Below are 15986 nucleotides of genomic sequence, written 5' to 3' on the forward strand. Positions count from 1 at the left end.
ATTCATGATTGAAACAAGTGTAGCATAATTTCAATTAACAAGTGAAAGTTGGACAAAGCATTTCGATTGGATGTTTGGTAAAATGAGTACAAGAATGGAGGATGGATATGGCAATTCTCGAAGTACAAGACGTAACAGGTGGCTATACACGTAAACCTGTTTTACACGAACTATCATTTGAAATCGGTGAAGGCGAACTGGTCGGGTTGATCGGTTTGAATGGAGCCGGAAAAAGTACAACGATCAAACATATTATCGGACTCATGAATCCTCATGATGGAGACATAAAAGTGAATGGGGTCACGTTTAGTGACAACCCTGAAGACTATCGGAAAGCATTCTCCTATATACCTGAAACGCCTATTTTGTATGAGGAGCTGACGTTGCGAGAACACCTTGAACTGACTGCGATGGCGTATGGGCTCGATCAAGAAGTATTTGAAGCACGATCAGCAATGTTGTTAAAAGAGTTCATGATGGAAAAGCGGTTGAACTGGTTCCCGTCCCATTTCTCGAAAGGGATGCGCCAAAAAGTGATGATCATGTGCGCGTTTTTAGTGGAACCGTCGCTGTATATTATCGATGAACCGTTTGTCGGATTGGATCCGATTGGTATCCGTTCATTACTTCAGCAAATTACGGAACGAAAAGCGAACGGGGCATCCGTGCTCATGTCGACACACGTTCTTCCAACAGCAGAACAGTATTGCGATCGCATTATTGTTTTACACAACGGACGGGTGCGCGCGCAAGGAACGATGGACGATTTGAGAAAGGCATTCAACCGTCCGAACGCAACATTGGACGAGTTATATATTTCAATGACTGAGGAACAAGATTATGAACAGCATTCGTGACATATGGAGCAATCGGTTTGTTCATTACATGTCCGAACTTCAGCGCTACATGCAATTTGTGTTTACAGGCCATCTCGCAATTGTGCTGCTATTTACAATCGGAGCAGGTGGCTATGCGTACAGCGAATGGCTAAAAGAAGTGCCTGAAACGTTCCCCGCAGCTATTTTATCTGCGTTGCTCATCGGTTTTGCCTTATCGATGGGTTCGCCTGTCACGTTGTTGAAGCCTGCAGATCGTGTATTTTTCTTGCCGATGGAAAAGAAGCTAATGTTGTACTTGAATAAGTCTTTGCGTTTCACGTTTATTACACAACTGCCGATTCCACTGATTTTATTCATTATTGTCGTACCGTTATTGGCGGCAACGGGAGTTGCGGGTAAGCCTCAATTTTACTTGACGGCTGTTGTAATACTCCTTGTGAAATGGCTATATGTTGAGACGGAATATCATTATCGCCATGCGAGCGCGGGTGAAGGTGTGTGGAAAGACCGGTTCATCCGTTTTGTGTTAGCGGCATTGTTATTGTATGTAACGATTGCAGGGTTTCCGATTTTTATTCCACTCGTCGGTTTGCTCATGGCTTTCTATTATGTACTTTGGAAGAAAAGAAGTGCTGTAAAACCTTTTCCATACGATCACTTCATTACGCTTGAACAAAACCGAATGATGCGTTTTTATCGATTCGCTAATTATTTCACGGATGTGCCCCATTTAAAAGGCTCGATCAGTCGACGGGCATGGCTCGGCTTTCTCATGCGGCCAGCAACGTTTGAACGGACATCTTCGCAACGCTATTTGCTAAGAAGAACGTTAATCCGGACCGACGATACATTCTGGTTATGGGTAAGACTCACCGCATTGTCTGTTGCGGGTGTCGTTCTCATTCCTTTCCCAATTGTCATGTACATTTTTAGTGGAGCATTAGCTTTCGCGACGTCGATTCAATTGGTTCATGCATTGCGTGCTGGAGATGAATTCCGGATGGATCAATTATTTCCAGCGGCAACAGATGAACGGACGCCTGCCATTCGCAAAACAGTGAGCGTTGTGCAGCTCATCCAAGCTGTCGCGGTTTTCCTAGCAGCCGTCTTTGCAAGTGGTTTATCCACAACCGCAATTATTGTAACGGTCATCGTCGTCCTCATTTCTGAATTGACAATCCGGTCATCGACAAAGCAGAACGCAGAACAATGACTAGCAAACTAAAAATTAAATAGAATATTCTCAAAATCCTTGCAACTGAATAGCAAAATTATGTATAATAGAAAAAAGGCATCAGGGGTGAGGGAGATGGAAAACAATTATTCATATGCCGATTTCTTAAAAGCCGTGGGAAAAAACAGTTCTTCGCTACAAGCTGAAAGATTGCTAAATGATATCTATATGGATTTGTTTCTAAGTCACATTCATCGCGAACAGACGAAAAGCCGTCTCTTGGAGCTGATTGATCTCGCACTCGATGAAAATGACGAAAAGTCTTTTAAAAGGCTTACGGATGAACTGTTGAAAGTGGAAGACGATTAATAAATAAAAAGCGGGCTGCCCGGTAGGAAACTATCGGAGCAGCCCGTTTTTTTACGATTTATTTTAAAACACATGTTCCCTTATTTCTTTCGACTCGTGAAACTCTATGGTAAACTAGATGTAATCAATAATGATCTTGGGGAGGGAAAGACATGGACCAAACATTCGACTTGCATGCGCCATATGAACCGCTAGGCGATCAACCGGCCGCAATTGCTAAATTGGTCGGCGGTATTAATGAAGGGAAAAAGCATCAGACATTATTAGGGGCAACAGGAACGGGAAAAACGTTTACGGTGTCTAATGTGATAAAAGAAGTGAACAAACCAACACTTGTCATCGCGCATAACAAAACACTCGCAGGGCAATTATATAGTGAGTTCAAAGAATTTTTTCCAAATAATGCAGTAGAGTATTTTGTAAGTTTCTATGATTACTATCAACCGGAAGCGTATGTTCCACATACCGATACGTATATCGAAAAAGATGCAACGATTAACGATGAAATTGATAAATTGCGTCACTCCGCTACCTCTTCTTTGTTTGAACGGAATGACGTGCTGATCGTTGCTTCCGTCTCATGCATTTACGGTCTAGGTTCGCCGGAAGAATACGGGAAACATGTCGTCTCTCTTCGTGCAGGCATGGAAATTGGACGGAACGAATTATTAAGACGGTTTGTCGATAACCAATATTCAAGAAATGACATTAACTTCACACGCGGAACGTTTCGCGTAAGAGGCGATGTCGTTGAAATCTTCCCCGCTTCACAAGACGAACATTGCATCCGAATCGAGTTTTTCGGGGACGAAATTGATCGAATTCGAGAAGTGGATGCATTGACAGGCGAAATTTTAGGGGAACGGGAACACGTTGCCATCTTCCCGAATTCTCACTTTGTTACCGGAGAAGAAAAGCTAACAAAAGCGATTGCCAATATTGAAATTGAATTGGAAGAGCAACTGAAAGTGTTGCGAAAAGAAGATAAGCTGCTCGAGGCACAGCGGTTGGAACAACGAACACGCTATGACTTGGAAATGATGCGCGAAATGGGCTTTTGTTCAGGGATTGAAAACTACTCTAGGCATTTAACGTTGCAACCACCTGGTGCGACACCCTTTACATTGCTCGATTATTTTCCTGATGATTTCCTCATTGTCATTGATGAAAGTCACGTCACATTGCCGCAAATTCGAGGGATGTACAATGGTGACCAAGCTCGTAAACAAGTGTTGGTCGATCACGGCTTCCGGCTTCCATCTGCCTTGGATAACCGGCCACTTATGTTTCAAGAGTTCGAGCGGTACATCCACGAAGCGATCTACGTATCCGCTACACCTGGTCCGTATGAAATTGAGCATACGCCGGAAATGGTCGAGCAGATTATCCGACCCACCGGATTGCTTGATCCGCTCATTGAAGTGCGTCCGATCGAAGGGCAAATTGATGATTTAATCGATGAAATTAATGAGCGTACAAAACGGGATGAACGGGTATTGATTACTACGTTAACGAAGAAAATGTCTGAAGATTTGACGGACTACTTAAAAGATATTGGCATTAAAGTGCAATACTTGCACTCAGAAGTGAAGACGTTGGAACGGATTGAGATAATACGGGAACTGCGGTTAGGAACGTATGACGTGTTGATCGGCATTAACTTACTGCGGGAAGGGCTAGATATTCCTGAAGTATCCCTTGTCGCGATTCTTGACGCAGATAAAGAAGGGTTTTTGCGCTCGGAACGGTCTTTGATCCAGACGATAGGCCGGGCTGCCCGGAACTCAGAAGGGCAAGTCATCATGTATGCAGACCGTTATACCGATTCAATGAAAAAAGCGATTGATGAGACGGCGAGAAGACGTGAAATCCAAATGGCGTACAATGAAAAACATGGCATTACGCCGACGACGATTAAGAAGAAAGTACGGGATGTGATCCGAGCAACTCAAGTTGCGGAAGCAGGAGAACCATCCTTTATGGATAAAGTGACGAAAGGAAAGCCGTTGTCGAAGGATGACAAGGCGAAACTACTTGTCACATTGGAGAAAGAAATGAAAGAGGCAGCGAAAGCGCTAGACTTCGAACGTGCAGCACAATTACGGGATACGATACTAGAATTGAAGGCTGAAAGGTGAAAACGCGATGAAGAATTCGGAGATTATTATTCAAGGGGCCCGAGCGCATAATTTGAAAGATGTTAATGTGAAAATCCCGCGCGACCAGCTTGTCGTCATGACAGGCCTGTCGGGATCGGGGAAATCATCACTTGCTTTTGACACGATTTATGCGGAAGGGCAAAGACGGTATGTAGAATCATTGTCGGCGTATGCACGGCAATTTTTAGGGCAAATGGACAAGCCGGATGTGGATGTCATTGAAGGCTTGTCACCTGCTATTTCGATTGATCAAAAGACGACGAGCCGGAATCCTCGGTCGACAGTCGGTACGGTGACGGAAATATCCGATTACCTCCGCTTGTTGTTTGCCCGTATCGGAAAACCGATTTGTCCGGTGCATGGGACGGAAATTACATCGCAGACGGTTGAGCAAATGGTCGATCGGATTATGGAATTACCCGAACGATCCCGTCTGCAAATTCTTGCACCTGTTATTTCGGGCAGAAAAGGAACGCACGTCAAACTGTTGGAAGACATTAAAAGAGAGGGCTATGTCCGCGTCCGTGTGAACGGGGAAGTGATAGACCTCGATGACAATATTGAGTTGAATAAAAACAAAAAGCATACGATCGAAGTCGTCATTGATCGGATTGTCGTAAAGGAGGGCATCGAGTCGAGGCTGAGCGACTCGCTTGAAGCGGCGCTCCGATTGGCAGAAGGCACGGTTATCGTTGACGTCATCGATGTAGAGGAGTTGCTGTTTAGCGAGCATCATGCTTGTCCGTTATGCGGATTTTCGATTGGAGAGCTTGAGCCGAGAATGTTTTCCTTCAACAGTCCGTTTGGTGCATGTCCTGAGTGCGATGGGCTCGGAACGAAGTTGGAAGTGGACCCGGACCTTGTCATTCCCGATCGCTCATTGACACTGGCAGATGGTGCAATCGTTCCTTGGATTCCAACGAGTTCCCAATATTATCCAGAGTTATTGAAGACAGTTTGTACGCATTTCAATATCCCGATGGATGTGCCTGTGAGTGAGTTGGCGGATGAAGATTTACACATCATTTTGCATGGTTCGAAAGACGAAATGATTAAATTCCAATATACGAATGAATTTGGCAATACACGCGTGAACAACATTTACTTTGAAGGTGTGTTAGCGAATGTTGAACGCCGTTTCAAGGAGACGTCTTCGGATTATATCCGCGAGCAGATGGAGAAGTATATGGCACAACGCCCTTGTCCGACGTGTAACGGTTATCGGTTAAAGGAAGAGTCGCTAGCCGTCAAAGTGAACGGTAGCCACATCGGTGAAGTGACGGCACTCTCAATTACAGATGCAGATGCGTTTTTCAAAAACCTTGTCCTTTCTGAGAAGGATATGCAGATTGCGAGACTCATTTTACGTGAAATCGAGGAGCGGCTCGGCTTCCTTATCAATGTAGGGCTTGATTATTTGACGTTATCAAGAGCAGCGGGTACGTTGTCGGGCGGTGAAGCACAGCGGATTCGGCTTGCGACGCAAATTGGTTCTCGTTTGACGGGTGTACTTTACATTTTGGATGAACCGTCGATCGGTCTTCATCAGCGGGACAATGATCGACTTATCGGTACGTTGCAAAGTATGCGGGATATCGGCAACACGCTCATTGTTGTCGAACATGATGAAGATACGATGATGGCGGCAGATTTCTTAATTGACATTGGTCCGGGGGCTGGTGCTGCAGGTGGGCAGATTGTTGCTGCAGGTCCGCCGACTGAAGTGATGAATGACCCGAACTCATTGACAGGTCAGTATTTAAGTGGAAAGAAATTCATCCCGCTTCCGCAAGAAAGACGGAAGTCCGATGGAAGGGTCGTTTCGATTAAAGGGGCGTCCGAGAACAACTTGAAAAATGTGAACGTGGACTTCCCATTAGGTCAATTCATTGCGGTGACGGGCGTTTCAGGTTCAGGAAAAAGTACGTTGGTGAATGAAGTGCTATACAAAGTGCTTGCCCAAAAGTTAAACCGTTCCAAGCAGAAACCGGGACAATTCAAATCTGTGACGGGACTTGAAGAATTGGAGAAAGTCATTGAAATCGACCAGTCTCCAATTGGGCGGACGCCTCGATCCAATCCAGCGACGTATACAGGTGTGTTTGACGATGTGCGTGATGTGTTTGCGATGACGAACGAAGCGAAAGTACGTGGGTATAAGAAAGGCCGTTTCAGCTTCAATGTGAAAGGCGGACGTTGTGAAGCTTGTCACGGCGATGGCATTATTAAAATCGAGATGCACTTCTTGCCGGATGTTTACGTGCCGTGTGAAGTGTGCCACGGGAAACGATACAACCGTGAAACGCTTGAAGTGACGTATAAAGGCAAAAATATTGCAGATGTTCTGTCGATGACGGTTGAAGATGCACTCGTCTTCTTTGAAAATATCCCGAAAATCAGTCGTAAACTGCAAACGATTGTCGATGTCGGATTAGGGTACGTCCAACTTGGACAACCGGCAACGACGTTATCAGGTGGCGAAGCGCAACGGGTGAAACTCGCATCCGAATTGCATAGACGGTCAAACGGCAAATCGTTTTACATTTTGGATGAACCGACAACAGGTTTGCATGTCCATGATATAGAAAAGTTGCTGAAAGTGTTGCAACGACTCGTTGATTCTGGAAATACGGTTCTCGTCATTGAGCATAATCTTGATGTTATTAAAACGGTCGATCACATTATCGATTTAGGTCCTGAAGGCGGACACAAAGGTGGACAAATTATTGCCACAGGGACACCGGAACAAGTTGCACGCTCGAAAAAATCGTATACTGGCCACTATTTGAAGCCAATCTTAGAGCGCGACGAGCAACGGATGAAAGACAAAATCGAGCAAGCACAAGTATAGAAAGATGAAACCTTCTGCACACTCTTTCGTATATATAGCTATGAAACGTGAGAGTCTCGAACACTTGCTTTGACGGAAGGCTCTTGCAAAGAAAAACCTAGGCATACCAATTTAGGAGGCGGAAATGATGCAAAACGAACGCAAACGTATATTGACCATGCTAGAAAACGGGACCATTTCAATGGATGAGGCCTTGACGTTATTAGAGAAGTTAGAGAACAAGTCGACGGCAGAGAGCGGTCATGTAGATGTTCAACGAACGGAGCATTCGGAGTCGGTCCACGATGAGGATGCTGCGCACACGACAAAAAGAGGAAGAGACAAAAATCCTTCCATGGATGAATTCATTGAAGATATCCGCAAAGATTTTGTAACAGTAGGCGACCGTTTCATGCAATTCATGCAAACGACTGTCGACCGCATGAAAGGTTTCGACTTCGATTCGCCGTTTGGTGGAAGTTCCACTTTCCATCATTCTATTGTGAAGCAGGGAACGGATTTGTCTGAAATTCTCATCGATGTGGATCACGGGAGTGTCATTGTCCAACCGACGGATGCAACAGAGATCCGGCAGAATTTACGGTAAAGGCGTTTAACAACCGATCCGAAGAAGAGGTCAAAAAGGAGTTCCTGGATAAATTAATTTTTGTACAAGATGAAGGGAAACTTCGCCTCTTGAGCGATTTGAAGTTGTACCAAGTGAACATTGATTTGTTTGTGCCGAAGAAGAAGCTCGACAAAATTTCTGCACGATTATTGAATGGAAGCTTTAATTTGAAAGATTTGTCCGTCGACCGTTTATATACAAAAACAGCAAACGGAAAAGTGGACATTGAGCGTATGGAATTTGATGAGGCGGAATTGGAAACAGCCAATGGATCGATCCGTGTGAATGAAAGTACAGGCCGCTTGCTCGAAGCGGAAACGATTAATGGACGCGTATACATTTTAGGGAAATTAAAAGATGTAGAAGCGAAGTCGTTGAACGGCCATGTCGTCGTAACAACAACCGATCAAGCCGCACAAAAGGTGGAAGCACGAACGGTGAGTGGATCTGTCGAGTTATACATTCCATCTGATGTTCCGCTCAATGGGGAAATTTCGACGAACATGGGACGCTTGGATCTGCAGTTGCATGACATTAATAAAACAACGGAGCAGGAGCAATTTTTACAACGTGCTGTCCGTTTCAAGAAAGATGTTGAAGGGGATGCAACGCCACTTCATTTGATTGGAGAAGCGAAGTCCGGTTCTGTCATTGTGTGCTATACGGTGAAACATTCGTAATGAGAATGGGTAGCCTGAAGAGTTGTGTCTTGTATGACGACTCTTCAGGCTTTTTTTGTTTGTAGGGAAATGCGGTGATTTGATTGGAATATGCGGAGTTTGAGTGGATTATGCCGCGTTTGGAGAAGTTATGCGGCGAATGCGTGAGTTTTGCCGCGTTCTGGAGGGATATGCCGCGTTTGACTGGAATATGCGGAGTTTGAAGAAGTTATGCTGTTGTTATCGCGGGGAGTTGTATATGTGGGACTGTTATTGTCGCGCTGAATGGGTTTTGACAATCTAAAAATGGGCTGATTATTGGTGAGGTTATTACTTAAAGTAACGTCGAGTTTTAGGGGAATGCGGCGTTTTGCTTGTATATGCGGCGAATGGAGAAGTTATGCGGCGTTTGAGCGACTTTTGCGGCGTTCTAGAGGGATATGCGGAGTTTGACGGAAGTATGCCGCGTTTGGCTGGAATATGCGGAGTTTGATGAAATTAGGCTGTTGTTGAAGTTGTTGTTATCGCGGGGAGTTGTTTATTTTAACGGTTACAGTCGCGCTGAATGGGTTTTGACAATCTAAAAATGGGCTGATTATTGGTGGGGGTATTACTTAAAGTGACGTCGAGTTTTAGGGGAATGCTGCGTTTTGCTTGGATAAGCGGCGAATGGAGAAGTTATGCGGCGTTTGAGCGACTTTTGCCGCGTTCTCGAGGGATATGCGGAGTTTGACGGAAGTATGCCGCGTTTGACTTGAATATGCGGAGTTTGAAAAAGTTATGCTGTTGTTGAAGTTGATTTTATCGCGGGGAGTTGTATATGTGGGACGGTTATTGTCGCGCTGAATGGGTTTTGGCAAATAAAAAGGGTTGGTTGAGGGTGAGCTGTATGACTAAGGTGATGTACTTGCCTGGCATTTCTTTTTTCTCGTTTCATTTCGAGCGAGCCACCCTCTTCCAAATTACTTTATGTTAAAAGCAGCACAGACGTGGCAAATCCAGTTCCATGCTTATACCAATCCGCTCTTAACCTTTATCTAAACGGTACAGCCATGCTAACACGCCGAATGCGATGGCGTTGGCGCATTGTTGCTGGTATTTCGGATCTAAGAGCAATTGGACTTCTTCGCGATTTGTCATGAAGCCGCATTCGAGTAGAACGGCGGGCATGGTGGTTTCGCGGAGTACGGCGAAATTGGCTTTTTTGATGCCGCGGTCTTTTCGGTTGCAGGCGGTGAGTAATGATGTGTGCAATAGATTTGCGAGCAATTGGGTTTGGGTACCGGCGGTTGGATAGATATACGTTTCGATTCCTTGCGCTGCATTCCATGTGTTGCCGTATGCGTTGGCGTGGATGGAGATGAAGGCTGCAACTTGTTGGCGATTGGCATAGGTGGTCCGTTCTGTAAGTGGAACGTCTCGGGTTTTATCGTGAGCAAATCGAACGGTGATGCCTTTAGCGATTAGATGTTGCTTCGTTAAATTGGCGACGGCGGCATTGAAGGTGAATTCGCGTAAAAGGCCGTCGGGTGAGCGTTTTCCTGGTGTGTTCGGTCCGTGTCCTGCGTCAATTAGTAGTATCGTCATGTTATTCCCTCCTTACTTCTTATATAGAATGGAAGGGGTAAGAAGTGTACAAGTTCGAATTGAATTCATTTAAAATGGAGCAGTTCGTGGTAAAATGGTGCGTAGACAGATTGATATGAAAAGGTGGCGAGAGGATGTCGATTGTGACGGTGAAAGATGTCCAAGAACGTTTTGGACTTGAATTGCTTGGTGGCCACGCAGGGATTGACCGACGGATTGAAGTGAGTGACATTTCACGTCCGGGTCTTGAGATGGCTGGTTATTTCGATTTTTATCCAGCTTCCCGTGTACAATTGCTAGGGAAAACAGAGCTCTCCTTCTTTTATAAACTGACGGCAGCTGAACGGGTGGACCGCATGGAACGGTTATGTTCGCCTGATACACCTGCTTTCATTATTGCGCATCAGATGGAATGTCCAGCAGAACTGATGGCAGTTGCGGAGAAACGCAATATTGCTATCTTACAGACGGATAGCGCAACGACGCGATTTTCGGGGATGCTGACGAATTTCCTTGAAGGTAGGCTCGCTCCGATGACAACGGTCCATGGTGTGTTGGTCGATGTGTATGGCATCGGGGTGTTGATTACCGGGAAAAGCGGTGTGGGGAAAAGTGAGACGGCGCTGGAGCTCGTGAAGAGGGGGCATCGGCTCGTTGCGGATGATGCGGTCGAAATTCGTCAAGTTGCGAAAAATGTCCTCATTGGTAATCCGCCGAAGATTTTGCGGCATATGCTTGAAATTCGTGGCGTCGGCATTATCGACATGATGACGTTATTTGGTGCGAGTGCGGTGAAGGACGATAAACGCGTGCTCATGGTCGTCGATTTAGAAGTGTGGGATCCGGAAAAGATTTATGACCGCTTAGGCATCGATGAGGAGAAGATGAAGATTATTGATTCCGAATTGACGAAGTTGACGGTACCGGTGAGGCCGGGACGGAACTTGTCGGTCATCATTGAAGTGGCGGCAATGGATTACCGCATGAAAAGATTGGGCATTAATGCTGCAGAGGCGTTTTCAAAGAAATTAGACGCGGCAATTCATGATGAAACGACGAAATCTGGCATAGAGGGAATCGAGTGAACAGATGTTTGATTTACTAGCAATTGACCCGACTGCGTTCAAGTTAGGGCCGATTCCTATACGATGGTATGGGATATTAATTACAACAGGGATTATTTTGGCGTTTATCGTCGTGCAAAAGGAAATGGTGAAGCGGGGGATGCATCCTGACTTTTTAACAGACCTGCTCATTTGGGCTGTTCCGATCGCCATTATTAGTGCGCGGATTTACTATGTCATTTTCTCGTGGGATTCGTATAAGGACAATCCTGCTAATATTATCAAGATTTGGGAAGGCGGCATCGCGATTCACGGTGCATTAATCGGTGCATTTTTGACGACATATGTCTATACAAAGCGGAAAGGCATTTCGTTTTGGAAAGTGGCCGACATTGCTGCGCCTGGTATTTTAATTGGCCAAATTATTGGACGTTGGGGGAATTTCATTAACCAAGAAGCGCATGGTGGACCGGTTTCGCAGTCGTTCTTGGAAAATACATGGATTCCTGATTGGATTATGCAACAAATGACGATTAAGGGCGTTACATACCATCCGACATTTTTGTATGAATCGTTATGGAATGTTGTCGGATTGATCATTATTCTTTTATTACGGAAAGTGCGTTTGAAACGCGGAGAGATGTTCTTCTTCTATTTGACGTGGTATTCGATCGGCCGCTACTTCATTGAAGGGATGCGGACGGACAGTTTGTATGGCGGCGATTTACGGGCTGCGCAAATCGTATCCATTTTGGCGATTGTGTTTGCGGTAGCGATGTTCATCTATAGAAGGTTCATTAAAAAAGTGAACGTGCATTATCAAGATAAATAAAAGAGGGTTGGGGACATGGAGACGTTGCGGAATGGGTTGAAAGCGGGATTGAAGACGACGTGGACGTTAGGGAAGATTATATTCCCGATTACGTTGTTGCTCGTCATTTTACAGCATACACCCGTGTTGTCTTGGATTGTGAAGCTTGTTTCACCTTTCATGGGCATTTTTGGATTGAGCGGGGAAGCGGCAATTCCGTTAGTGCTCGGGAATGCGCTCAATTTATATGCGGGGATTGCAGGAATTTTATCGCTTGAGTTGACTGTGAAAGAAGTGTTCATCTTAGCGGTGATGCTCAGCTTTGCGCATAATATTTTCATTGAAACCGGGGTGGCGTTGAAAGTTGGCGTCAAGCTGTGGGTTGTGCTTGTCGTACGGTTCGGATTGGCGGCGTTCTCAGGAATTGTTATTAATTTGTTCTGGAACGGTGGCGGGGAGATTGCGAAATATGGCATAGCACCTGAAGTTGTTGCTGCACCGGAAGGGTGGCTGGCAATCGGTTTGCTTGGTTTGCAAAAAGCGTCATTCGGTGTGCTGCAGCTTGCGATGATCGTCATTCCGTTAATGATTTTTGTGCAGTTTTTGAAAGACCGGCAGTATTTACAGAAGTTTTCCGAGAAACTTGCTCCTTTCACGAAAGTGATCGGTGTGCAACCGAATGCTTCGATGACATTGGTAGCCGGTTTGGTCATCGGATTGGCGTATGGTGCAGGTGTGATGATTCAAGCGGTGCAAGAGGATGGCGTCAGTAAAAAGGATGCGACACTTGCATTCATTTTCCTCATTGCCTGTCACGCCGTCGTGGAGGATACGTTAATATTCATTCCACTCGGGATTCCGGTGTTGCCGTTATTACTGATCCGGCTCGTGACAGCGTTTGTCCTAACGATTGCTGTGGCGGTGATTTGGAAGCAGAACGAACGAAGGAAACTGAAGGAGGTCACGGTGCTAAATGGCTAATATTACGACTTTGTTATTTGATTTTGATGGAACGTTACTCGATACGAATGAGCTGATCATACAATCGTTTGAGCAAGTGTTGAACAGCCGTTATCCAGGGCAATATACGCGGGAGGATATTTTGCCGTTCATGGGTCCAACATTGAAAGAGTCATTTGATACGGTTGACGCTGATTTGTCAGATGTATTGATTCAAGAATATCGGACATGGAACTTGGCGAACCACGACCAACTCGTAAAAGAGTTCGACGGGGTGTCCGAAACGTTGCTACGATTAAAAGAGAACGGACTGAAAATGGCAATTGTATCGACGAAGCGAAACAATATGGTCATGAGAGGGTTACAACTCATGGGGCTGGAAGATTTCTTTGATACCGTCATCGGATTAGATGATGTGCAACGACCGAAGCCTGATCCCGAGCCTTTGTTGCTCGCATTGGAGCGGTTAGGGTCAAAACCCGAGGAAGCACTTATGATCGGGGATAATACCCATGATATTGGTGGGGGCAAAAATGCGGGTGTGCGGACTGCTGGTGTTGCTTGGTCGTTAAAAGGAGAAGCGTTTATTCGTTCGCTGGAACCGGATTATGTGTTGCAGCATATTAGCGATCTTCTTCCAATTACACAGGGTGAAAAAGTGTGAGAAGGACGGAACGGTACCGTACGAAAGGCGATGCGAATTCGCTTTGGCACATTTACCAAACGGTGTCTTTTTGGAAAGTCGCGAAAAACTTCTTTTTCATTCAAGTCGGTCGGTATACGCCTTTCATCCCTTTGAAGAACTTCATCTACCGAACGTTTTTGAGGATGAAAATTGGCGATAAAACGTCGTTTGCGCTTATGGTTATGCCGGATACGATGTTCCCTGAGCGCATCAAAGTAGGGGACAATACAATTATCGGCTTTAATACGACAATTCTTGCGCATGAATATTTAATTGATGAATACCGGATTGGCGATGTGGTCATCGGAGATCGGGTCATGATCGGGGCGAACTCGACAATTTTGCCTGGCGTGGAAATTGGCGATGGGGCGATTGTATCGGCCGCTTCACTCGTAAACCGCGATATTCCTGCAGGTGCATTGGCAGGAGGGAATCCCGTCCGGATCATCTATACCGCGGAACAGATGGAGGCGCGCAAACAGGCTTCCTCTCGTAACCTGCAAGACTAACAGAAATAGAGTGACGGTTCGTAAACTTATGTTATAATAAGGCAAGTTGATTGGGAGGAACGTTTTATGCGTTCCTTCTAATTTTTTCGGAGGAATTTGATTGGACAAAAAACATAAGAACATCGACAAAAAAGTGATTTCATTTATTCCTGACGGTGAATTTTATTATCATAAAGGCGTCAAAGCGATGCAACGCGAACGCTATGATGAAGCTCATAAATATTTACAACGGGCGGTCGAGTTAAGTCCGAATGATCCGCTCATTCTCATGCAATTCGGCATTCTTGTCATGGAGCAAGGCATGTTTGAAGAGGCGTATGAAATTTTAGCGGCTGCCCATGGTTTAGACCCGGAAGAAGAGGATATTATTTTCTATTTGGCGGAAGTCCACGCTCACCTCGGGCTTCTTCGTGATGCGAAAATTTACGCTGAAAAATACATTGCGTTAGCACCGGACGGCCCACTTGCGGACGATTCGATGGAAATCATCGACTTCGCGGAACAAGAAGAGGCGTTCTTCAAAGACGAAGAAATGCCCGATGGCGAAGTGTATTTCTTGCAGGAGAAAGCACGACGTTCCATGGAATCCGGTGATTTTGAAGAGGCGATTAAAATCTTGGAAGCGATCATTATCGACTATCCGGATTTTTGGGCGGCTTATAACAATTTGGCGCTTGCCTATTTTTATGTCGGCAACATCGAGCCGGCAAAGGAATTGCTGTATGACGTGTTGGATAAAAACAAAGGCAACATCCATGCGTTATGCAATCTCGCCGTCTTTTATTATTATGAAAAAGATCAAAAGGAATTGGATCAAATGCTCGATTTGTTACTGAAAATCAAGCCGTACCAATTCGTCCATCGCTATAAATTAGGTGCAACGTTTGCGTTAGTTGGTAAACATAAGGAAGCATATGGCTGGTTGCGCAGCTTGCAGAAAAAAGGTTTTGAAGGGGATGCGGGCTATTATTTCTGGCTTGCCCATTCGGCTTATTTCTCAGGAAATGAGCAAGTTGCAAAGGATGCATATGAAAAACTCGTTGAACTCGATCCAAGTAAGGAAGGGCTAGAGCCTTGGAAAGATGTTCATTCATCCGTAAAGCCGGAATCGTATGAGCAAGATCGCGAGTTTTTGTTAAGTAAAATCGGAAACAAATATCGAAGTGAGCGTCTACTTGGCTTTTATTTGCTTGGCAAGTCGGGCCATAAGCAAGAAATTATTTCCCATCCTGCGTACATCGACTTGGACAAGCTTTCCGTCATGGAACAGTTGTTTTTAGCACATAGCCTCGACTATGAATTCACGATTGTGAATGAATTTGATGAGTCTTTCTTACGAGCAGTGCAAGCGACGGATTTATTGTACGCTGAGTACAAACCGCTGGACAAACAAGGGACGCATTTATTCCAAATGTGGTTTACCCTTTGTGAAGTCGGGTTGCAACGCGCATATCACTTCCGCAATCCGAAAGCGTTGGCGGCGGCTGCCGATTACATGTTCCAGTCATCGCGCTATAAAGGCGTGACGAAAACGGCCATCGCCCGCATGTATGGCATTTCGCCTCAGACGTTGACGAAATATGTGAATGAATTGATCGAATTTCTTCCACATTTTAATCAATAAGGAGAAAAAGTCATTTATTTCATGCAAGCAAAAAAATTGAATGGCTCCTTGAAATCTTATACGATTTGAACAGTGGTATATGTAATGG

At 45.2% G+C, this 15986-nt stretch carries 14 protein-coding genes; 13 read left to right on the forward strand and 1 reads right to left on the reverse strand.

The features are described 5' to 3' along the window. Nucleotides 1-107 precede the first annotated feature (107 nt). The 7 genes from ACVHUV_RS07950 to ACVHUV_RS07980 all read left to right on the forward strand — a co-directional run bounded on the left by ACVHUV_RS07950 (nucleotide 108) and on the right by ACVHUV_RS07980 (nucleotide 8679). Entirely contained in the window at nucleotides 108-857 is a 750-nt protein-coding gene (locus ACVHUV_RS07950; protein WP_462086650.1) for an ABC transporter ATP-binding protein, read from the forward strand. After that, entirely contained in the window at nucleotides 841-2052 is a 1212-nt protein-coding gene (locus ACVHUV_RS07955) for an ABC transporter permease (protein ID WP_462086651.1), read from the forward strand. Before ACVHUV_RS07950 ends, ACVHUV_RS07955 begins: the two co-directional genes overlap by 17 nt. Before the next feature lie 96 nt (nucleotides 2053-2148). Continuing rightward, nucleotides 2149-2382, forward strand: coding sequence for an IDEAL domain-containing protein (locus tag ACVHUV_RS07960; protein ID WP_317946263.1), 234 nt, complete (start codon nucleotides 2149-2151; stop codon nucleotides 2380-2382). A gap of 152 nt (nucleotides 2383-2534) precedes the next feature. Continuing rightward, on the forward strand, nucleotides 2535-4520 hold the full coding sequence (gene uvrB / locus ACVHUV_RS07965) for an excinuclease ABC subunit UvrB (protein WP_371390111.1): 1986 nt from the start codon (nucleotides 2535-2537) through the stop codon (nucleotides 4518-4520). Nucleotides 4521-4527: 7 nt separating this feature from the next. After that, entirely contained in the window at nucleotides 4528-7392 is a 2865-nt protein-coding gene (gene uvrA, locus ACVHUV_RS07970) for an excinuclease ABC subunit UvrA (RefSeq protein ID WP_462086652.1), read from the forward strand. A gap of 127 nt (nucleotides 7393-7519) precedes the next feature. Continuing rightward, nucleotides 7520-7978 (forward strand): SHOCT-like domain-containing protein, encoded by a 459-nt coding sequence (locus ACVHUV_RS07975; RefSeq protein WP_462086653.1) that lies wholly within the window; start codon nucleotides 7520-7522, stop codon nucleotides 7976-7978. 89 nt (nucleotides 7979-8067) lie between these two features. Then, nucleotides 8068-8679: a DUF4097 family beta strand repeat-containing protein gene (locus tag ACVHUV_RS07980; protein WP_462086654.1), complete on the forward strand. Its 612-nt coding sequence runs from the start codon at nucleotides 8068-8070 to the stop codon at nucleotides 8677-8679. 1005 nt (nucleotides 8680-9684) lie between these two features. Here ACVHUV_RS07980 and ACVHUV_RS07985 read toward each other — a convergent pair. Then, nucleotides 9685-10245, reverse strand: coding sequence for an N-acetylmuramoyl-L-alanine amidase family protein (locus tag ACVHUV_RS07985; RefSeq protein ID WP_462086655.1), 561 nt, complete (start codon nucleotides 10243-10245; stop codon nucleotides 9685-9687). A gap of 134 nt (nucleotides 10246-10379) precedes the next feature. Between ACVHUV_RS07985 and hprK the strand changes: the two genes are divergently transcribed. From hprK to ACVHUV_RS08015, 6 genes are all read left to right on the forward strand, one after another. After that, nucleotides 10380-11330: an HPr(Ser) kinase/phosphatase gene (gene hprK, locus ACVHUV_RS07990; RefSeq protein WP_462086656.1), complete on the forward strand. Its 951-nt coding sequence runs from the start codon at nucleotides 10380-10382 to the stop codon at nucleotides 11328-11330. Nucleotides 11331-11334: 4 nt separating this feature from the next. Next, nucleotides 11335-12141 (forward strand): prolipoprotein diacylglyceryl transferase, encoded by an 807-nt coding sequence (gene lgt / locus ACVHUV_RS07995; RefSeq protein WP_462086657.1) that lies wholly within the window; start codon nucleotides 11335-11337, stop codon nucleotides 12139-12141. 15 nt (nucleotides 12142-12156) lie between these two features. Beyond that, a complete protein-coding gene (locus ACVHUV_RS08000) occupies nucleotides 12157-13101 on the forward strand; it encodes a nucleoside recognition domain-containing protein (RefSeq protein ID WP_462086658.1) in 945 nt (314 codons plus the stop codon). Then, nucleotides 13094-13744 (forward strand): pyrophosphatase PpaX, encoded by a 651-nt coding sequence (gene ppaX / locus ACVHUV_RS08005; protein ID WP_462086659.1) that lies wholly within the window; start codon nucleotides 13094-13096, stop codon nucleotides 13742-13744. The genes ACVHUV_RS08000 and ppaX overlap by 8 nt, the downstream gene beginning before the upstream one ends. Then, entirely contained in the window at nucleotides 13741-14274 is a 534-nt protein-coding gene (locus tag ACVHUV_RS08010) for an acyltransferase (RefSeq protein ID WP_317946879.1), read from the forward strand. The genes ppaX and ACVHUV_RS08010 overlap by 4 nt, the downstream gene beginning before the upstream one ends. Before the next feature lie 100 nt (nucleotides 14275-14374). Continuing rightward, nucleotides 14375-15898, forward strand: a complete 1524-nt coding sequence (locus ACVHUV_RS08015; RefSeq protein WP_371390122.1) for a tetratricopeptide repeat protein — start codon at nucleotides 14375-14377, stop codon at nucleotides 15896-15898. Nucleotides 15899-15986 lie beyond the last annotated feature (88 nt).

Source organism: Sporosarcina saromensis, from assembly GCF_054901285.1.